The sequence below is a fragment of the Bradyrhizobium sp. DN3 genome (genome assembly GCF_041357655.1).
Lineage (GTDB): Bacteria > Pseudomonadota > Alphaproteobacteria > Rhizobiales > Xanthobacteraceae > Bradyrhizobium.
Map to the genome: position 1 here is coordinate 37,594 of NZ_JAULLN010000025.1, position 20,497 is coordinate 58,090.

15 protein-coding genes, 1 tRNA gene and 2 pseudogenes are annotated in these 20,497 nt (G+C 56.8%); 14 read left to right on the forward strand and 4 right to left on the reverse strand.

Going from position 1 to position 20,497, the window contains the following annotated elements:
* The first annotated feature begins 691 nt into the window (after window positions 1–691).
* The 7 genes from AAE027_RS30260 to AAE027_RS30290 all read left to right on the forward strand — a co-directional run bounded on the left by AAE027_RS30260 (window position 692) and on the right by AAE027_RS30290 (window position 9,511).
* The gene (locus tag AAE027_RS30260) at window positions 692–1,798 is read left to right on the forward strand and encodes a hypothetical protein (RefSeq protein WP_370989622.1); all 1,107 of its coding nucleotides are present in this window, start codon (window positions 692–694) and stop codon (window positions 1,796–1,798) included.
* Window positions 1,795–5,295, forward strand: a complete 3,501-nt coding sequence (locus AAE027_RS30265) for a TylF/MycF/NovP-related O-methyltransferase (RefSeq protein ID WP_370989623.1) — start codon at window positions 1,795–1,797, stop codon at window positions 5,293–5,295. The genes AAE027_RS30260 and AAE027_RS30265 overlap by 4 nt, the downstream gene beginning before the upstream one ends.
* Entirely contained in the window at window positions 5,288–6,106 is an 819-nt protein-coding gene (locus AAE027_RS30270; RefSeq protein ID WP_370989624.1) for an ABC transporter permease, read from the forward strand. The genes AAE027_RS30265 and AAE027_RS30270 overlap by 8 nt, the downstream gene beginning before the upstream one ends.
* 88 nt (window positions 6,107–6,194) lie before the next feature.
* Entirely contained in the window at window positions 6,195–7,505 is a 1,311-nt protein-coding gene (locus AAE027_RS30275) for an ABC transporter ATP-binding protein (RefSeq protein ID WP_370989625.1), read from the forward strand.
* Window positions 7,506–7,683: 178 nt separating this feature from the next.
* Window positions 7,684–8,097, forward strand: coding sequence for a hypothetical protein (locus tag AAE027_RS30280; RefSeq protein WP_370989626.1), 414 nt, complete (start codon window positions 7,684–7,686; stop codon window positions 8,095–8,097).
* A gap of 70 nt (window positions 8,098–8,167) precedes the next feature.
* A complete protein-coding gene (locus AAE027_RS30285; RefSeq protein WP_370989627.1) occupies window positions 8,168–9,103 on the forward strand; it encodes a glycosyltransferase in 936 nt (311 codons plus the stop codon).
* 126 nt (window positions 9,104–9,229) lie between these two features.
* The gene (locus AAE027_RS30290) at window positions 9,230–9,511 is read left to right on the forward strand and encodes a hypothetical protein (protein WP_370989628.1); all 282 of its coding nucleotides are present in this window, start codon (window positions 9,230–9,232) and stop codon (window positions 9,509–9,511) included.
* A 657-nt stretch (window positions 9,512–10,168) separates the two neighbouring features.
* On the opposite strand, the gene AAE027_RS30295 is transcribed toward AAE027_RS30290, so the two are convergent.
* Window positions 10,169–11,578: a tetratricopeptide repeat protein gene (locus AAE027_RS30295; RefSeq protein ID WP_370989630.1), complete on the reverse strand. Its 1,410-nt coding sequence runs from the start codon at window positions 11,576–11,578 to the stop codon at window positions 10,169–10,171.
* Between the two features lie 449 nt (window positions 11,579–12,027).
* Between AAE027_RS30295 and tnpC the strand changes: the two are divergent.
* Window positions 12,028–12,694: pseudogene (gene tnpC, locus AAE027_RS30300) on the forward strand (IS66 family transposase); the annotation flags it as partial.
* 245 nt (window positions 12,695–12,939) lie between these two features.
* On the opposite strand, the gene AAE027_RS30305 reads toward tnpC, so the two are convergent.
* From AAE027_RS30305 to AAE027_RS30315, 3 genes are all read right to left on the reverse strand, one after another.
* Complete coding sequence (locus tag AAE027_RS30305; protein ID WP_370989631.1) at window positions 12,940–13,149, reverse strand: DUF4145 domain-containing protein; 210 nt, start codon at window positions 13,147–13,149, stop codon at window positions 12,940–12,942.
* Entirely contained in the window at window positions 13,053–13,556 is a 504-nt protein-coding gene (locus tag AAE027_RS30310) for a hypothetical protein (RefSeq protein ID WP_370989687.1), read from the reverse strand. Before AAE027_RS30310 ends, AAE027_RS30305 begins: the two co-directional genes overlap by 97 nt.
* Before the next feature lie 422 nt (window positions 13,557–13,978).
* On the reverse strand, window positions 13,979–14,206 hold the full coding sequence (locus tag AAE027_RS30315) for a hypothetical protein (protein ID WP_370989683.1): 228 nt from the start codon (window positions 14,204–14,206) through the stop codon (window positions 13,979–13,981).
* A gap of 327 nt (window positions 14,207–14,533) precedes the next feature.
* Between AAE027_RS30315 and AAE027_RS30320 the strand changes: the two genes are divergently transcribed.
* The 6 genes and pseudogenes from AAE027_RS30320 to AAE027_RS30345 all read left to right on the forward strand — a co-directional run bounded on the left by AAE027_RS30320 (window position 14,534) and on the right by AAE027_RS30345 (window position 20,468).
* Window positions 14,534–15,148 (forward strand): hypothetical protein, encoded by a 615-nt coding sequence (locus AAE027_RS30320; RefSeq protein WP_370989633.1) that lies wholly within the window; start codon window positions 14,534–14,536, stop codon window positions 15,146–15,148.
* A 775-nt stretch (window positions 15,149–15,923) separates the two neighbouring features.
* A complete protein-coding gene (locus AAE027_RS30325; protein WP_370989634.1) occupies window positions 15,924–16,142 on the forward strand; it encodes a hypothetical protein in 219 nt (72 codons plus the stop codon).
* A 1,118-nt stretch (window positions 16,143–17,260) separates the two neighbouring features.
* Window positions 17,261–17,333 (forward strand) — tRNA-Gly (locus tag AAE027_RS30330).
* A 17-nt stretch (window positions 17,334–17,350) separates the two neighbouring features.
* Window positions 17,351–18,022 carry a DUF4145 domain-containing protein gene (locus AAE027_RS30335; RefSeq protein WP_370989635.1) on the forward strand — a complete coding sequence of 224 codons (672 nt, stop codon included), beginning with the start codon at window positions 17,351–17,353 and terminating at the stop codon, window positions 18,020–18,022.
* 783 nt (window positions 18,023–18,805) lie between these two features.
* Window positions 18,806–19,994 (forward strand): annotated as a pseudogene (locus AAE027_RS30340) (IS3 family transposase).
* A gap of 3 nt (window positions 19,995–19,997) precedes the next feature.
* The gene (locus AAE027_RS30345; protein ID WP_370989636.1) at window positions 19,998–20,468 is read left to right on the forward strand and encodes a LamG-like jellyroll fold domain-containing protein; all 471 of its coding nucleotides are present in this window, start codon (window positions 19,998–20,000) and stop codon (window positions 20,466–20,468) included.
* Window positions 20,469–20,497: the final 29 nt, after the last annotated feature.

A 20,497-nucleotide genomic window follows, 5' to 3' on the forward strand; every position in this document is an offset into this window, starting at 1 on the left:
CACGCACGAACGAGATCATCCCGATCCGGCCTTACGGCGCGGCGGGCACGGCAGAGTAGCCTTGCGCTTGCGTTTGCGTCGCGCGTTTCTAGGCGTGAAGACGCAGTAATTCTGCATTCGGTCGCAGGTAGTGCGGGAAAGCGGCGATACGTCGATCGGGCGACAATCATAAAGCCCCGTTGTTGGCAGCGATCGGCTGCGGCTCGTAGTGAGCATCAAAGATACATTCGACGCCGTCATGCGAGACAGGGTTGACCACAACTTAGCGCCCTAATATTGGGTGCCGCATAGTGTTGGTTGGTAGTGGGGGCTTGACGTGGGGGTGTGCGTTCGACGAGCCGCAGCTCGTCCTCGGACCTGGTATATCGATTTACGCATTTGGAACGTACCTCCTGAAGCATGGTCGCGCAGTAAGTGCGGCGCGCTCATTGATCAGCAATGTTTCGCTGTGTTTGAGGCACGGGCGAATCGCGCGCCCGTATTCGATCCTCCTCTTATCGCGGTTCGTGTCTGCCAAACTGCATCGAAATCGCTCGTCGGTGGAGGCAAACTGAATTGCGTGAAGTCGAGCTGCTCTCGTATCGCCCGAGAGAGCAGATAATTACCTTGAGTTTCCCTGCCTCTCAAACGTGCGAGTGAGGATCGCTACACCGGCCTGAGATCGGGCTATGTAAAATTAGAGAAGTTTGAAATGGAGATTTTGATTGGTGACTATTGCTCGTCGGCTAACGAGGCGGCCCGCTACTTCTATTTCAACAGGGCGCGAGCAACGGCGATGGACACGAACTATAGCTGCTTCGGAAGTGGCTCAGCAGCGCCAGGCGGCATTCGAGGAATCCCGAACACACAGGCTGGCGCGGGGGGCCCACCCGCCGGATCAGACCCGTTGGAGACAGCAATCCTGATCCAGCATGCCGCGTGGTTTGAGCACTTGCGTTCGGGGATGGCCGCTGGCCCGACTGATCTGATCGAGCTGCCGTCATATTATCCTTTTGGACATCTCGTCAAAAGGATGCTTGGCGTTCGCCTGCGTTTCGTACTGCATGGCATGAACTCGCGAATGCTCGCGGCCAGCTATGAAAACCACGCCAGCTTGTTCGATTACGTGAGGGCTTGGCGCAAGCTGGAGCAGTCGTCGATCGCCGTTGCGGACGAGATAGTGGCAGCATCCGAGCGGGAGAAGTCCGCGTTCGTGGAGCAGTGTGGCCACTCGGGCGAAGTCGCTGTTCTGGATCCGTGTCTATTTATGCCGCGGCACTTGGATTGGTCGAGTGATCGATGCCGCGCGCGCGCCGACCGGCAAAAAACGTTGCATGTTATCTATGCGGGGCCACTCGACGGGATACACCAGCCTCACCGTCTGACCGAACTAACGCCGCGCGTCCGGGACTACGAAGTTCGCCTCAAAGCCTATGGTCCTAGTTTGAAGTTCCAGTCGATCGAGGCATCGGAAATCATACGGTCCATCGCTCCTCAAATCGACATCTTGGAATCCGGCGAGAACTGGTGGGACATCGAGGATCCGGACTGCACCATCGTGGCCTATCCAGGTAAAGCAAATGTCCACTGGAATCCGGCATACGCCGCGTTGAGAGGCTACACGGTATGTTTAAGCGATGCTGCAGGATGCAAGCAGCTGTTTGACGACTATGGTCTGACATATTACCGCTTTGAAGATGGAGCCGAGTTGCGGCCATTGCCCTGGGCCACGCGCGTACAAAACGCCCAGCGATTGCGGGCGGCAGCTCAGGGTAAGACCGTCTCGGACGCGTCGCTCAACGTAGGAGAACGCGTATGAGCCAAGCGCTGCAGCAGCCGCTCGTATCTGTCGTCATCCCCGTCTACAACGGCGCGAACTTCCTGGCTGACGCTGTTCAATCCGCGTTGAATCAGACTTACCGGAATATCGAAATTATCGTCGTGAATGATGGATCTACGGATCATGGAGCAACCCGTGAGGTCGCGCTGTCGTTCGGTGACCGAATACGATACTTCGAAAAGGAAAACGGTGGTTGCGGGAGCGCGTTCAATTGGGGCATCAGGCAAATTCGGGGCGAATACTTCTCCTGGCTGAGCCATGACGATGCCTACGATCCGACGAAAATCGAGCGCCAGATCGAGGTGCTTTCTGGGGCGAATGGTGCGGCAGAGGTCGCGTGCTGCGCATATCGCATTCTTGATGATTCAACCGGCAAGAGTTTCCCGCAACACTATTACGACGTTGAGGAATTTGGGCGCAAGCCGCTCTACGGTCTCTTCCGCGGAGCGATAAATGGTAACTGCCTCCTGATCCGCTGCGATGCGTTCACTGAAGTGGGCCTGTTCGACGAGTCACTGCGGACGACGCAGGATTACGATCTCTTCTATCGCTTGTTGCGACGGTTCAGCATAGTCTATCATGACGACGTGCTGGTCACCGCGCGCGTGCACCCGCAGCAGGACACCCTCGCAAAGCACGACCTCGCCATGCGAGAGTCTGACCAGCTATGGTCGCGGTTCATCGCCGAATCCCCCTCAATCGGTGTCTTTTCGTACGAGCGCTCCCCCGCAGAATATTGGGCGAAGCTCGCCAACCATTTGTGGCAGTCGCCCTACCCGACAGCACGCGAGAAGGTTTTCAGCGAGTTGCGGCTGGCGATTGAGTCGCAAGTTCCGCAGCTACATGAACAACCCCTCGTGTCCGTGATTGTGCCGTTTGTACGGGTCGACTCACTCCTGCTAAGTGCCGTCAAGTCTGTCGTCGAACAGACCTATGCCAATCTTGAGATTCTACTGGCGGCGAATGCTCACTTGGGCGACGAAGCAATCGGCGAAATTCATTCTATCGCTCGGACTCACGGGCGGGAGTTGAAAGTGATCGATGCATCGGCCCGGCGCGGGGCTTCGTATGCACGTAACTGTGGACTAGATGCCGCCAATGGTGAGTACATCGCTCTACTTGATGCGGACGACTTTTGGCATCCAAAAAAGATCGACTACCAAGTAGCGGCCATGCTCGGGCTTGATTGCAAAGCTGTCTCGACCGCTTACTCGCAGAATGGACTCGACACCGATGATTTTGCACCCAGGCAGAAGCTATATTATAGCGCGCGCGATTATCTGCTGACCCTTGACAGGATCTTTCCGACGCCCTCGTTCATGTTCAAAGCGACCGGCGCGCGGTTCGATGAGGGCAGGCACATATGCGAGGATATGGATTTCTTTTCGAAGCTGATCGGAGATGGACTGTTCTTCGAACTGCCCTTTCGCCTTTCAGTGATAAATATCAAACCTGCCTATGCATGGAACGTTGCTGACGCGTACGCCGCCCGCATGAGCGTGTGTATAGCGCAGGGAGTGTCTCAGCGAGGGGATGAATTCGAGACGAGCCTATTCTTGACCATGTGCCGAGTGGCAGTCTCGCGAGGCCAGATCGGTGATCTGCGCTTTATTGCTCGTAACTGGCGGCGGATCATCTCCTTAATGCCCCGCAAATATGTTGTCGGTCACTTCATCCGGCACGCTGCGCGTACCGTTCCTGGGGCTACGACGATTGCAGCTCAGCTCCGTCGTGCTCGCTATGTTATGAAGTTAGTGCTTCAGCCGAAGGAGGCAAGCTTCGCGGGTCGATCGCTAAGCCGGGCGCGCCGGCGCATATACCGCGCTGTGATACCTAAACGCATAGAGCAGCGGATCGTCCTGGCTTCACCCGAGTATCGGGCATTGGCTGCGCAACTCGAGCAGACGGTTAACGAGCACGAGGTCTCACGCACCGCCCAACTCGACCAGTTTGGCCGGTTGGAGCAGGCCGTTGTCGGGCATCAGTCCGCGCACGCGGCACATGTGGAGGAGATCGCGAGGTTGGAGGGGCGGCTTGCGGAGCAGCAAACTGTCCATGAAGCAGACATCGATCAGATTGCCCGCCTCGAGCAGGCTGCCATCGATCATCGGGCTGCCCGCGCCGTTGATCTTGAGCAACTTGCCAAACGCGAGAGGATGATCACCGAGGGCCACGCAAGGCATACGGCGGACCTTGAGCGGATTGCTCGACTTGAACAAGTCGTGGCCGCGCATGAGGCGGCGGGCGTTGGGCATACGCAGCAGATTGCTGTGCTAGAGGGGAGGCTCGCCGAGGATCGGGTGACGCACACGGCACATGTCGGGCAAATAGCACGGCTTGAACAGGTGATCGTCGAGCACCAGTCGGCGGCGGCCGCTCACGCGCAGCAGGTTGCCGTGCTGGAGAAGAACCTCGTTGAACGTCAGGAAGCAGAGATCGCTCATATTGATCAGATTGCTCGTCTGAAGCAGGCGCTCGGTGACCGCGAAATAGAGCTCACCGGACTGCGGCAACGGCAGGCGGCGCTGGTCGATGAGAACAGCGCATTGAAGGGGCAAGCGGCGGCGTTGCACATCGCCAATAACAATCAGTCAGCTCTAATAACGGGCAAATTGTCTCTGTTGGGCTACCAACTTGAGTCCTTGATGAAGCCCGCGTGTGACGACAAGTGTGGGAACGTCAACAGCCGCGCCTATCTCGATTTGCTCGAAAGCTCGTTGGTTGGCCTTTTGACGGAAGATCCGGCTACAAGCCCATGGTCAGATGCCAAGTTTGACCTGGATATTCGTATGATTGGCCGGGATTGGCCAAAGCAGGCGTTGACGATGATCGGCGCGGTGCGCATGCGCAACTTACGTCATCTGCTCGAGCAGGTCATCGAGGAGGGCGTGCCAGGAGACGTGATCGAGACCGGGGTCTGGCGCGGCGGGGCGTGCATCTATATGCGCGGCATTCTAGGTGCGCACAACATTGTCGATCGCACGGTGTGGGTCGCAGACTCGTTTCGCGGACTTCCTCCTCCCAACGAGGAGGCGTTCCCAGAGGACCGCGGAGACAAGCATCACAGTTTCGACGCGCTAGTTGTCCCGGTCGATGAGGTGAAGCGGAATTTTCGACGTTACGGGCTGCTCGACAATCAGGTTCGCTTCCTCGAGGGGTGGTTCAGAGACATTCTCCCCTCGGCTCCGATTGAGCGGCTGGCGCTCCTGCGCCTCGATGGTGACATGTATGAATCGACGATTCAGGCGCTCGATGCGCTCTATAGCAAGCTGTCACCCGGAGGCTACGTGATTGTCGATGACTACATCTTGGAGCCGTGCCGCAAAGCGGTCGATGACTTCCGTGCAAAGCACGGAATTACAGAGCGCCTGGAGCCGATCGACGGTGCCGCCGCGTTCTGGCGGAAGGCTCCAGAAGTGAACGACAAGCCGGACGGTCCACCCGCGGGCGAAGCGAGGGACCGTCAACATGCTTGATCATTCCATTTCGCCTCACGGCATGATCGGGACAGTCTTCCGCTACCGCGGCTTGATCCGTCGCCTCGTGGTACGCGAGTTCACGGCCAAATACCGCGGATCAATCATGGGTGTTCTGTGGGCGGTCCTCACCCCTCTTGCCATGGTGTTGGTGTTTCTGTTCGTCTTCGGGGTCGTGTTTCAGTCCCGGTGGGGTGTGGAGCAGGCGCAAAAAGCTACGTTCACGGTGACCCTTCTGATCGGCATGGTCGTGCATGGCCTTTTTTCTGAGGCACTCTCACGATCACCCACCATCCTTCTTGGCAACCCCTCGTTCGTCAAAAAGGTTGTCTTCCCGCTTGAGATTCTGCCGATCGTCGTTGTACTCAACGCGCTCATCACGGCTTCGATCGGTCTCGTCATTGTCGTCACCGTGCATTTCGCAATGTCAGGCACTCTTTCGCCGACCCTGCCGCTACTGCCGTTCGTGCTGGTGCCTTTTCTGCTCGCGGTACTGGGCCTTGTCTACTTCCTTAGCTCGCTCGGCGTTTATTTGCGCGACCTCGTGCAGATGATCGGGCTGATCACCATGGCCAGCATGTTTATGACGCCGATTTTCTATCCAATCACTGCAGTGCCCGAGCCATATCGGACAGTGTTGTACCTCAATCCGGTTACGTTTGCGGTCGAACAGGCGCGGGCGGTGACCCTTTATGGGGAGCTGCCAGACTGGGAGGGGCTTGCAATCTTTACTATGGCGGGTGCCGCGCTCGCCTGGCTGGGCTATGCATGGTTTCAGAAGACTCGGAAAGGGTTCGCCGATGTCCTCTAACTCTCTCGTGACGGTCGAACGGCTGAGCAAGTGCTATCATGTTTTTGATTCCCCGCCAGATCGTCTTAAACAATCGATAGTACCCCGCTTGCAGCGGGCGGTTGCTCCGCTTGCCCGCATCACCGGCAAGAGCTTAACCACGTGCCGGTACTACCGGGAGTTCTGGGCGCTGCGGGACGTGAGCTTCACGGTCGGCCCTGGGGAAAGCGTGGGCGTGATTGGTCGCAACGGGGCTGGCAAATCGACATTGCTGCAGCTCGTGTGCGGTACGCTCGCGCCCAGCAGTGGCTCGGCTGTTGTGAAGGGCCGCGTCGCAGCGTTGCTCGAACTCGGATCAGGCTTCAACCCGGACTTCACAGGCCGTGAGAACATCTATCTCAATGCCAGTGTGCTTGGCCTCACGACCTCTGAAATCGAGGCCAAGCTTCCAGGCATCATAGCGTTTGCCGACATCGGCGATTTTATTGAGCAGCCGGTCAAGACTTACTCGAGCGGTATGGCAATGCGGCTTGCATTCGCAGTTGTCGCGCACGTCGACGCGAACTTGCTGATTGTTGACGAGGCCTTGTCCGTCGGCGACGCCTATTTTCAGCAGAAGTGCATGCGTTGGCTCCGAACATTCCGTGAGCGTGGCAGCGTGCTGTTTTGCGGTCACGACATCGGGGCAGTGATGAGCTTTTGCAACAAGGCAATCTGGCTCGACTCGGGTGCGGTCAAAGCGGCGGGCGAGGCCAAGGACGTGTGCGAGGCCTATATGGCCACTATCTATGCGCAGTCGATCGGGCTTGCACCTGTGGCCGTTCAGTCGGGCCGAGCGAAGCCCTCGGGCAAGAAGGCGGATATTCCGGCAATCGCACAATCACTTGAGATATTCGAGTTCAATGAAGCGTCTGCGTCGTTCGGCAGCGGGGACGCCAAAATCATCGATGTGCGCCTGACGAAGCCCGACGGTAGGGATCTTGGTTGGATTGAGGGCGGCGAAGAGGTTCGCGTAGCCATCAAAGTTGAGGCTCTGGTCGACATCGTCGATCCGATTGTGGGCTTCCATATCAAGGACCGCCTGGGGCAACCGTTGCTCGGCGACAATACGTATATCGCTTTCAAGGGCCAAAAGCTTGAGATCAAGCAGGGCCAGGCGACCGAGGTCGGCTTTGTGTTCGAGTTGCCCTGCCTGCACTCAGGCGAGTACTCGATCACAGTGGCAATCGCGTCGGGAACGCTTGAAAATCACGTCCAGCACCATTGGCTGCACGATGCGCTCATCTTTAGCGTCAACTCCCCTTACCGGAATGGCGTCATGATTGCCGTGCCGATGCGTTCCATCACAATAACTGGGGTCGATCAGAACCGAACCAGCATAGATGTTTCCGCCGACCTCAGCGCAATCATGGGCAGTTAGGAAGCACGGCGACCACGGTGTGCGGAGGGCTTCCGTCGCGGCAAGTCTAAAGAACGAGAGCAAATGCATGTCAGTGACGAAGCGCTTTGCTGGTTATTTGGCTCATTGTCTTCATCGGCATTTCCATTCTCCTTCAACTGCAGCAGCTCCTCTGAAATCTACTCAAAATGGATAACGAATGAAGGCGATCGAACTTATATTCAAAGCGGTCGGTGCTGGGGCAATTCTTGTTGGCTCCTTTTTAGGCGCTTTAGCCTTCTTGGACTATCGCGCACAGCGAGACGATGCCAAGCCACTGGCTGAGAGAGCCAGCACATCTACGGTTCTCGTCATCGATCCGCCAGCGTTGCGCGAATGCGACGGCCCGAAAGCAGCGAAGGTTACTTGGAACGCTTGGTCGGCTGGCGTTCAATCCGTTAAGATCTTCATTCGGGACAAGGCAGGCAAAGAGGTCCTATTTACCAGTGGCGGCTCGACGGGAGCCGCAACGACTGCTGCATGGGTCATCGCAGGTACGACGTTTATCCTGAAGGATGGATATACCCTCAACGATTTAGCGTCCGTTTCCGTTGGCGCCGACAAATGCCGGTAACTCGAACGCAGCAGGATATTGTCTCAAGGAGAGCGGTAGAACGCACGGCAAACAAGCAGCGGTTAGTCCCATGATTTCGCACCCGCTCGTCTCTGTAATTATACCCGCATACAATGCAGCCAGTTTTGTTCGCGAGGCGATCGATAGCGCGCTGGACCAGTCCTATTCCGCCGTGGAAGTGGTGGTCGTTGATGATGGCTCAACTGATGCCACACGCGACGTGCTCCGTTCATATGGAGGCTGGATTACGTCAGTGTTCCAGCCAAGCGCGGGTCAGAGCGTGGCTATTAACCGAGGCTTTTCCCTGGCGCGCGGCGATCTGGTTGCGTACCTTGGTGCGGACGATCGCCTTCACAGTTCGGCGATCGAGACCTTGGTGAATGCGATGGCACGTGATGAGCTTGCCTGTCTCGTATATCCCGATTTCAATTTGATTGATGAACGAGGCGATATAATCCGTCGTATTTCGGCTCCTCACTATGACCAACGACGGCTAATAGCCGGCTTTCGATGTTTGCCGGGGCCGGGCGCACTCGTACGTAAGCGCGCCTGGGGCTGCTGCGGTGGCTGGTCCAGTTCCTTTCGACAAATCCCGGATATGGATTTCTATCTTCGTCTTTCCTTGGTTGGCCCTTTTGCTCGGGTTCCCCACAACCTCGCGGACTTTCGTGTTCATCCCGGCTCCACCACGCAAAGTGAAAGCTCGTACGACATGGCAAATGAGCCCGTGAAACTGATCGACGAGTTTTTCAAAAGACGCGACCTACCGGCAGGTGTTCGCAGATGGGAAAAGGAAGCACGTGCTAATGCTTTGGCGTTGGCCGGATTCCTCCATGTTACGGGGAATCGTAAATCACTTGGAGCGCGGTGCTTCGCGCAAGCAGCCCGCCTCAGCCCGAGAGACGTCTTATCACGTCAATTCGCGGTCTATGCCATACGTTCTTTGGCTCGACTTCTAAGCCGCTCCTCTCGTGTCGAGCGAGGGACGATTTGCAGCCGACTCTGAACAGAGTTTTGAGAGATTGATGATAGAGCGCGAGAGCGATTTCGGCAAAGGATGAATTTAGCCATAAGCAGTCACTTGACCGATTACGATTCGATGAATTGCTGGAATTAGATATGGAAGGACATAATGAGCGAAAAAATTAGTGACGTTGAATGGAACGGCGAGGCGCTAGTCGCCTGGATTCCCATTAAGGGAGTGCAGATCAGAGTTGAGGTCGACAGAGACACTATTCATCGTCACGCACCGGGATTCAGCGATGCTTTGACTTGGGAAATCGAACGTCACGGTGTCGAGATCTTGGAAAAGATGATGCCATTTTTTCGTGCCAACCTGCAGGGCAAAACTCGTTCCACCATAGGCCCCATGGAGCACCATTGTTTCCGCAACGCTCGCTACGAGAGCAAGTAACATTACGGCAATTCCTCAGAGCACGGCGAGACCACATACTGACGCGCGGCCGCACTACTCGCCAATGCGCCGCTCCCGGCCCTGGAAGCGATAGCGGACGCACTTCCACAGCAACCGCGAGACGGCATATCAATACTAGAAGTCTCCCTTACCGATACTCTCACAACAAAAAGTCCGGCGCCGTGGTCGAAGGCATGATGGCCGCATTCTTTGATGATGAGGAAACTGATAAAGCAGTCCTCTTCGTAGATATCCGGCAGCAGCTATACACAAATGCATGCCGCGCTTCCGGCATTGATCCATATGAACACGGTCGCAAGGAAATTGCGCCGCCATCGAAGTCGCCTTGCCGGCCGCCGAACTCATAAACGCATATCTCGGTAATACCTGCAGCGTCTCAGCGCCTTCGCCCCGAAGTCTGTACTTGCGTTGCACGTCGGGTAATTCGTACCTGGAGTGCATGCAGGCGCACCTACCCGCAGCGCTAGCCATATCGCCTGAACCACGCGCTGTTGCGCTCTAGCAGATGCGGGAATCATGCTCAACCACGTGACAGGTGGAGGCAAAAACTGATCTCGATGAAATATACGACAGGTATCGGTGGCTCGAGCGGGCAGGGCGGTTTTTTTCGCTGATAGCGCCGAAAAGCGGTTGCAGCTAGGATCCGAAGATCAAGCTCTCGAACTCCCTGACGCCCTTGAAGACCTCGAGATCGTTATCCTCCGCCGGCGTACTCTCGCGCGATGGATCAAGCATTCCGCGCAGAACCTTTCGGTACGGGCTGGCGCGGTCTGGTTCCAATTTGACGAGCTTATCGACGGCCTTCAATGCGGCGTCGCGAGCGTCCTCGTATTGCTTTGGGAAGTGGTCCTTATAATAGCCGGCACGCTGGCCCTGCGCCGCTGCCAGCCATAAATACACATCGGGATCGTCTTTTGTCTTGGGATCAGCGATGAGTTTTTCAGCAATGGGTATTGCGCGGTTAAAGCTGTTGGGTGATTGAAGGTAGAGGCTCACAAACAACTCGCGTTTGAGGAGCTCTGGATCGTCTTTTCTTTCCTGTTCCGCCTCAGCGAGGGTCCGCGCAGCATCGTTCCAGCGCCCCTGCAGGGCCTGAGTTTCCGCAAGCTTAATCAGCAGGTCCTTATCCTGCGGCATTAACGTGATGGCCTGCTGCAACGCCGTGTTGGCGGCTTGCAAGTTGCCGGCACGCGCCTGCGCTGATGCCCATGCAGAAAATTCGTTTGCGTCCTTCAGCTTATCGATCGTGAGGTTGAGGAATTTGGGGTCCTCCTTTGAGGCCGGCGCAACACGAGGTAGCCGGGCGTCCGTCTCGACCGGTGGCGAGAGGTTAAGTATCGGTGCTTCGTTGACCGCCGACGCCGCTGCAGCGTGGGCATGGTCCGGTACCTCTGCGGCATTCTCGACATCGGCGAACAGCAGCACGATGCGGGTCCTGGTCTCGAGATAGAAAAAGAGGAAGCCGCCCACCGCCGCAGCGATGCACACAAGCAGAAACAGAACGTCAGTCCCGACCACGCCCGGAATCGCCGTCTTGAAGTTCGTGGCCGCGTCCCACAGTTTGGAATAGATGGTCTTAGCCTGAACGAGCCCGAGCCCGACGATGATCTTCGTGACCCAGTCGGAGATGTCCTCAAGGTTCGTATTGCTACCGTAGAGCCGACTGGAGACTGCGGCGCTCTGGGCAGTAGCCGCCGCGCCAGTCGAAGGAGTCCCGGCGCCACTTCCTGTGGAGGATGCCTGCGCAGGAGCAGGCATAGAAGCTGACGGCGAACGCTGTAGCAACCGCGGAATCCCGAACAGGAAGCCGAGGAAACCGCCTGCCGCCGCTGCTGCTAGGCTCAGAGCCAGTAGCATGCCGATTACCTGGAAGAAGATGGCGAGCGACCACGATGTAATGGCCGCCGCAACAGCGGAGATAAGGACCAGGAGCAGCACCACGCCAAAGAACTGAAGGGTCAAACGCTCAATCGTGGCGAGTTGCTCAGCAAACAACTTTCGCGGCGACGGCGTCGCCTGTCCCCGACCCTCGAGTGGCGCCGCCATCACGTCTACTCCCAATTAGACAAATTATTCCGTAAACATCAGCCTACGGTTGCAGGCTGTCAAGCTGGGTATTTAAACTGTGTAACTCTGCTTCTGAGACTGGTCGCGCCGGGCGCCGAATATTCACTCTACGAGCCGGAGAGTAATTGCTCGACGCTGAGATTGGAGTATTTTGATATCCATTCTTCCCGATGAGTTGACATGTTCGCGCATAAATCCTGCGCATGGCGGGCCCGCTTCGTCGGATTTCACCGTTTCCTTTAGGAAGGCATCGCAGCCGACCTGCTGTTCGGCCTCTCGCTGGTCCGCAACAGCCTGATGATCACCAACAGTCAGTACTTTCAGTTCTCTTGACGCGCCTCAGTCGGAAGAGCGCCGTTAATGCGCTCGACTACAGGGATGTTTTATAAGGATCACCAGCAAAGCGTTCTAGTGCAGTAGCAAACGCGCTTCTGCTCACCTCCGCGAAGCTCTGTGTCGATGAGACGCCGGCACCGGTGCAGGATCCGGGGCGCGGCAGGACCAAAACCGGCTACTTCTGGGCGCTCTCGCGCGATGACGGGCCTTGGGCCGGACCTGAACCACCTGGGGTGATCTGTGCCTATGCACCGGCCCGCGGCGCCGTCCATGGCTTGAGGCTGCTGGAACGCTACCGTGGCATCATCCATTGCGATGGCTATGAGGCTTGCAAGACCGTGACACGAGAGACGCGTGCGGATGTCCGGCGCGCTCGCCTATTGCTGGTCGCATCTACGGCGCCAGTTTGTGAAGATCGAGCGTGAGGCTTCGCCGGCGCCGGCTCCGGTTGCCCGCGAGGCCCTCGAGCGCATCGCCCAGCTCTAGCGGTCGAGAAAAGCCCTCCGCGGCCGATCTGATGCCGAGCGCCGCGCGGGCCGACAAGCGCATGCCCGGCCTCTGGCTGCAGCCTTGAAGCAGTGGTTTGAGGCAACGCTTGATCACCTTGCGCAGAAAAGCGACACGGCGAAGACTTTGCGCTATGCGCTGCGTCATTGGAACGGCTTGACGCTCTACCTTGATGACGGGCGCATCGAGATGGACACGAATGCGGTCGAGCGTGCGATGCGGCCGATCAAGGTCAACCCTCTGTGGTCCCTCCGCGTCATCGCTTCTGTAGGGCGGTATGTGACGAGCGCCGCAGTGGGGACAATTATCGTCGCACTGTGCCGACCAGACGCCAGTCCACTGAAACGCTTCGATAAGATCGCCTAGCGCTTCCTCCGCGAAAGCCGCCAATGCAAGGACCAATCCCCGCTCATCCAACTTCCCCAAGATTCGGTTTAGGCGATTCAGGTTGCCAAAGACGGCATCTTCCCCAGCCTCGTCGTCCATGGTTTTGCTACTCAACTGAGAAGCCGTACAACGCCGATAACGTCATCTGTCAATTTTCCAAAACGCAGCGCCTCGTCTTTCGAAAACTCATTTTCGTCTTGGCTGTGCGCAGCGCGGTTTCCGATTACGCGTTGGTCGTCCAATAGTGCGGATGTTTTCTCGTCAATGATACTTTGCTGACGCAGGGACGGATTGCACTCGTCAGTGGCAACGTCTTCCATGACTTGGCGACTGAGGTCGAAACGTACAGCTCGGCCGCAGTTTTTACCACTTGCTCTAGTTCGGCTCGCTTTTCGAGGATCGCCGCCCTTGGGGAATGCTCTGCTACCTTCTCAAAGCGGCTTTTTTCTTCCGGCGTCGGTTCTAGGTCTGGCGACGGTGGCCGAGGCAGAATAAGAGCCGCTTCTTTCTCTGCTTGGTCTAAGCGGAAAGAAACGTCGAAATCTTTGTATTTCATACGCAGGAATGGGAGCAGAGTGTTGAGCTTTTCTCGAAACAACCAAACGCAACTACCGCCGCTGCGGGCCACGCCAACGAAACGAGCGATTGAAACATCGCTGCGGCAAATTGATAGCCGTCCATGAGAATCCCCAAAACAGTGATGCATCATAGCAACCCGCGCGCGCATGGGGAGGAACCTGGGTAAGTAATTTTTGTTTGTAAAAATTACTGTTGAGTACTGTCAGAGCCTTAGGAGGTCAGTATGGTCGGCCCCTGGGCACCATCATCCTTTCTACGTGGCGCACCATAGATCGCGATGGTGCCCTAAAATCCTGAGGAATCAGCCCGCTACCCCGAACCTGAAGTCGCATTCGCCCACTGCCCGTGCTAGGCCATAACGACGTCATCACCGTCGCCATGCGAGAATGGTGCCCGGACCGGCTTGCCCTCGCCATGCAGTGGGCACCCCAAGGCGGCGAGATTTATCTCCCGATCTTCGAGCGGCTTGAATCAAAGCTTGCCGCGCTTGAGGCTAAGGAAGCTAAATTGCAGCGAGTGCGCGCCCGAGCGGCGCGCGTTCTGAAGGATCTGCAGATCAAGAAGTAGCCGCTATGTCTCGACTGACTGCCGGAATTTTTCGGCATTCTCCGCGGCAACAGCGAGAGCCTGAGAGAGCTTGAGGGCCTGATGAGCCGTCACTTGGAAATCAACGCCGATAACGCTCGCGATGATTATTGTGATCTCATCGTCGACCTGCTCAACACAGATGGCTGCCGATTCGCTTAGTTCGATCTCTGCGATCCGGCCCGGGAAATCATACTGCCCCTCATCCGCCATCACTGCACACTCTCCATACGCCCCGGGCGTTCGTAATAGGAGATCCCGCTTCGGGTCACTGTGCTCTGTAGGCGAGCCAAAATCGTAGTTGCCCTCCTCGGCTCGCTCGCCCTATGGTAGCACCGGGTCTGGGGAGTCATTCCATGAAGGCGTTTTTCGCGGCGCTCTCGCTGCTTGCAGCGTGCGCTAATGCCGCTCACGCGGTCTACTGCAAGTCTATTTCCGACGCGCAAGCCAGGCTGGCGTGTTTTGACGCGGTGGCCAAGGCACCAAAGTCGCCGACCGACAAACCTCCGACCGATGGAGTTTGCCGACGCGAAGACAGCAATGACGCGCAAGCTCACCGATCCCGAATCGGCGCGTTACACCGACCTTTTCAAGGTCTCGACGCCTGATGAAGGCGAAGTGGTATGCGGGATGGCCCGCCGAGCGGAGGCTCAAAAGGAGCTAAATCAAGTTTGGGGTGAGGCCGCTCAGACCATCGCGAATAGCGGCAACGTAAGCATTGCAGCAACACTTGTTACGGCGAAGACGATTGAAAATGGATGCGCTCCGATGAATGCAATGCATTTGGTCGCATCAATGGCTGAAGTTGACATGAAATCGGTTTCCCTATTGCTGCCTGTGTTCGGTGGAATTGTTGAGGTTGTCGGATTTGTCTTCTTGGCGTTCGAATTGTTGAGAACCAATAAGAGTTTTCTTAAGTACACCGGACGCATCTCGGGGGACGTTCCAACTTTCTGCAGCATGATCATTTCGGATGGTCTGGACGGCAGCGGCGAGTCTAGCGGTGGAATAATCGGCGAGACAGTGCCGGCAGCACGAGAGCTGGCGACGGAGGTGAACTCTGGGAAAATTGCGACCTATGTTGGTTTAGGAGTCACGGCGTTCGGAGCGATGCTTCAGATCGCTGGCGCTACGATGGCTTACTACTTTCAGTAACGCGCCTTCCAATACATCGGCTTTGGCCTCACCGGCTTCCTCGCCCCGATCCTCCGGCCAGCCATGCACCGCGCGTTGCGTCACACCGGCACGCGTGACGTCGTAAGTACCGCATGACCTCCGATGTAATATTTTGCCAATCGGCACGCCTTTCCGACCTGGTCAGCATTATTACGCCGCCATGAATTGATTGATCACGCTGGCCCAGTCTCACACCGGAAGCAGCGCGGGCGTGACTCGGCGCTGGTGTTCTGGGATGGATCAGACGCTGTCCCTGCCACGCCCGCACTGCCAATTGAAGTCAGCAGAAAAGTGACTCGGCGCTCGCGTAGTTGAGCTCAAGAAGCGCTGTCCCTACCACACGCCGCTAACTTCAACGGCGTTTTACGCGGACTAGCTTTCCGAAAGCTGACAAGACGGGCGGCTATAGATCCCTGACGCTGTGGGCTGGAGAAAATGCGCGGGTGATTTGGGACCGGCCCAAACCACCGAAGTGTTGGACCGAACCCGACTTCCTGTCTGTCCTCGTATATGCGAAGGATACGAAATCGCGGATCGAAACGCACACCTTACGAATCATGGCACCGGACACGGCGGCAAGCAGCGAGATGCGCCAATTGGCAGAAATCGGGATCGAGGTAACATTTCCACGTGCTTAGAATCTCACGTAATATGTTTTGTGGACAAACCATGGATCGATCAAACCACTGTTGCTCACCGCGGGTATTGAGCCGATGACCAGCATCGGCTGGAGGCAAAGCCCCAAGGGAAGGCTATGCCTAATACTATTCGCGAACAACTCGATGAAATGGAGCGTGATATCAAGCTCTACGAGGAATTCGACGAGCGCGAGAAGGCTCGCTTCGAACGCGAGTGCTTCCTTTGGACCGCGGAAGATCGCATCGAGTGGCAGAAGACGCAGCATTCGGTTGCTGAATGCCTTCGCGAGCTTCAGGACAAGCGCAACGCTTTGCTCGACGAGCTTGAAGAATGACTTATCGTTCGCCGCCTTAGCTTACACGCGTCGCTTGAATCGTTCCTCCGCAAGAATAGGACGCCCCGCTATAGGTGGCCTGCGCGTCTCGCTTCGAATGCAGGCGAGCGCCAAGTGGTCACCGAGATGTGCGCCAAGAAGGGATTGGATCCGAGCCCTCGCGTATAAGCGTTCTCAGCGCATGCGCCTTGCGCGCAGCGACCAAATGGCGGTTATGGGTCGACGCGAAGGACCTTTGACTGGCGAGCCTTGGCGCCCTTCCTCGCGATTCTTTCCGCTGCTCACTTGTTAGCGCGGCTGCTCTCGCCCGACCACCGGCCGCGCGAGCTAGCACTGCCCAAACTCCGCCCTTTCGATCTCGCCTCTGCTTCGCGCCTGCATTCATTCGGGCCATCCATAAGCCAGATGCTCGGGAGCATCAAGGTTGAAGCAGCCTCCGTCGCAATAACGAGACTTGAACTCGCGGGCACCTTGAGGTTTGATGGCTCTTTCGTTCAGGGAGAATCTTCATTTGAAGCACTTCATCTTGGCCGCGGCCGTGTTGCTCCTAGCTGGTCCTGCGGTCGCACAGAAGCTCGTCGATCCGCACAAGGGTAGCCCCCGAATTTCGCGAGGCCGCAGAAAAGCGTCGGGCCGAACAAGTCGCGCAGCGCGAGTGCTCCATGAAAGCCGAAGTGCGCAACGTGCTGCCGCGTGATCGCGCGGCGTTTTTGCTTGAATGTCTTCAGGAAAGAACCGAGCCCAAGTAAATCAGGCAGAACGATGGGCGAAAGCCTGAGGGTTATGATTGCGATCGGCACCCCACAAGAAGCAGGGTTGTCTCAACCAAAAAGATCCTGTTATCAAGGCGGCAAGCGTGTGCCCGCCAACGATCGATTTTGGAGAGCATCCCCAGCGTGGCAATTGAAGCGATTGGATATGGAATCTCTTGTGAGGCTGGGCTAAGGTCAGGCCGTTACAGCGTGCCAAAACCGTGCCATGCCGATTTGGTCGGATCGAGAAAAATAAGCGATCTCAAGGGATTGCGGGCGTAGTTCAATGGTAGAACGGCAGCTTCCCAAGCTTCGCGTCAAGGGTTATTCGTCAATCGGTTAGTGGAAAGTAGTCTCGGTTTATTCGCGGGCGTAGTTCAATGGTAGAACACTAGCTTCCCAAGCTAGTTAGTGGGTTCGCTTCCCATCGCCCGCTCCAATTCCTGCTAGTCCAATATGGCCACGTTCATCGTTGATTGTCCGCATTGCAAAGTGAAGGTCGCGGCGGAGCGCAGCGGCATAGCAGAAGATAGCGGCTTTGATCGGGACGGCGGAGAGCCTTACGGACGGCGCCTTTTCATCGGCAAATGCCCGCGATGTGAGGCCCTTCTAGCGGCAACTTCGTACCAGACCGGTTTTGAAGGATACGACTCGAACGAAGACGTCTGGACGGAACCAGAGAGAGTATACCCAGAGCCTGCTCGGACTTTCACTAGTTATCGAATTCCAGACACCGTGAAGCAATCTCTTTCAGAGGGGGAGAAGTGCATTCAGTCAGGCGCGAGCATGGCGGCTTGCGTGATGTTCGGTCGAGCGCTTGAGGCACTGTGCCGAGATATACTTATTGATCCCAAAGCTCCCGAACCTAAACGTCTGATGTTGGGCAAGGGCATCGAAGAGCTGAGAGCGAAAAACGTTATCGATCAACGTTTGTATGATTGGAGCCAGCAGCTTCAGGCATTCCGGAATATTGCAGCGCATCCCGAAGGGACGCCGATCTCGCGTGAAGACGCGGAGGATCTGCAAGCATTTGTGCACGCAATCGTGGAGTACATATACGATTTAGCAGATCGCTATGATGAGTTTAAAGCACGCATGGAGAGCCGCGCGAAGAAGAAAAGAAAATAAGAATGGCTTCTCCCAACCGCTAACTAACGTTTCGGCGTCCAGGCGCGCGTTCAATCCTGTCTGACGCGTTGTTCACAGAGTTCATATCGTCTTCATGAACCATAGGTGTGCAATAGCAACATTAGCGCGGGGGTCGTAATTCTTTCAATGTATGAGAACACGTGCAGCACCTATCAGCATTGCATCTTTCGTAATAGCCGCGATGTTTCTTGCGAGTCCGGCGTTTGCTGCAACGACAGGACCGATACTGCCGAGCTCTGATGGCAACTACACACAGTGGACGCCTTCGACGGGAACCTCGCATTCTGCGAACGTCGACGATGCGTCCTACAATGGGACGACGGACTACAACTCAACGACCGGAGTTAGAAACAGAGACAGTTATGCCGTGGATCCTTCCTCTGTTTCTAACGGTGCCACGATAACACAAATTGAAATTAAGCCCTGTGTCGGTCGCTCGGCGAGCGGGGGCGCGTCGGACCCCGTGATGAATGTGTTTTACAGGACCACGAGAACAAATAGCGCTGATGCAGGAAGCTATACGCTGACCGCTACAGCAGTGAATGAACTGGCAACGACATTATTTAGTGGTCTGTCGATAATCAAGATAGCAACAACGACACTTGAGGTCGGAGCGGTGCTCAGTTCAGCACCAACTAATAAAGGAGCGCGTCTCTCGCGAATAGCAACCACTATAGCGTATGACGCATTGAACGCTCTGACCTTGCCCCACGGGCTTAATCCAGTTTGAAGTTCGTTCTGGCCCACGACAAGGACCAGAGCATGAAGCGCAGCCGCTTTTCGGAAGAGCAGATCATCGGGATTTTGAAGGAGCACGAGGCCGGCGTTTCGGTTGCCGATCTGTGCCGCAAGCACGGCGTCAGTGACGCCAGCATCTACAAATGGAAGGCCAAATTCGGTGGGCTGGAGGTCTCAGAGGCCAAGCGGTTGAAGACGCTGGAGGACGAGAACACGCGGCTAAAGCGGCTTTTGGCCGACGCCATGCTGGACAATGCGGCGCTGAAGGACTTGTTGGGAAAGAAATGGTGACGCCCGCGGGAAAGCGGAAAGCTGTCGCCGATCTCGTTGATGCCCACGGGATGAGTGAACGGCGGGCGTGTAAAGCCATCGGCTGTTGCCGCATGACCATCAGATACTTAACGAGCCGGGCGGATGACGCCACCCTGCGCCAGCGCATGAGGGCGATCGCGCAGGAGCGCCGCCGCTTCGGCTATCGGCGCCTGCACGTGCTGCTCAAGCGGGAGGGCTATCTGATCAACCACAAGAAACTGTTCCGGCTGTACCGGGAAGAAAGGCTCGCGGTGCGTCGCCGTGGCGGCCGCAAGCGCGCCATTGGGACCCGGGCGCCGATGACGGTGCCGATGGCGCCGAACGACCGCTGGTCGCTTGACTTCGTATCGGATCAGCTCACCGATGGCCGCCGCTTCCGCGTCTTGACCGTGGTCGATGATTGCACGCGCGAGTGCCTGGCGCTGGTGGCCGACACCTCGCTCTCGGGACCCGGGTCGCGCGAGAACTGGAGCGGCTGGTGATGGAGCGCGGCAAGCCGAAGATGGTGGTCAGCGACAACGGCAGCGAGTTCACCAGCAACGCCATCCTGACCTGGGCCGATCAGAGCCGCGTCGCATGGCACTACATCGCGCCGGGCAAGCCCATGCAGAACGCCTTCATCGAGAGCTTCAACGGTCGGCTGCGGGATGAATTGTTGAACGAGACGCTGTTCACGTCGTTGGCCCAGGCTCGCGTCGCACTCGGATGCTGGCGGGCCGATTACAACGATGCACGACCACACTCGCAGCTCGGATGGAAGACCCCATCGGAGTTCGCCTTCACCTACCATCCGCGCCGGGATCTGGCGCTGCGCTATGCCGAAGGCTCCGCGCCAGCTCCCGTCGCTCTCACCGCCCAACCGGGCAAATCCAAGGACCGGGGCGAACTCAGAACTGGATAAAACTTGGGGGCAAGGTCAGCTCCAGTCGCATATTGGAAACTCGATGGCAATAGTCAAGACAGCGCGGGCACAAACAATGGTAGCAACACAAATATAAACTATTCAACTAACCAAGGTGTCGTCAATCAAGGCGCTGCATTCAATGGCACGTCCAGTCACATCGACATCGCCGGGCCATTGTCGGGGATGGTGAACACCTCAGTAAGTGCGTGGATTAAGACATCCGCGGCAAGTGCTACAATGTTTATTGCCTCACAACGTGACAGCGACAATTCCACGGGTCAGTGGATATTCTATCTCGACCATGGAAGACTAGTGTTTTCTGCCGAGAATGGCGGTCAAGGGAATGGCGGAGAAGGCAATAGCAATTCAATTGCCGACGGCAATTGGCATCACGTCGGCGTTTCTCAGAGCGGAAACTTCTATACGTTTTACCTCGACGGAGTCGCCGACGGTACGGTGACTCAGGTGTAGTATCTCGTACAGCAGACCGGCCGGAGCGA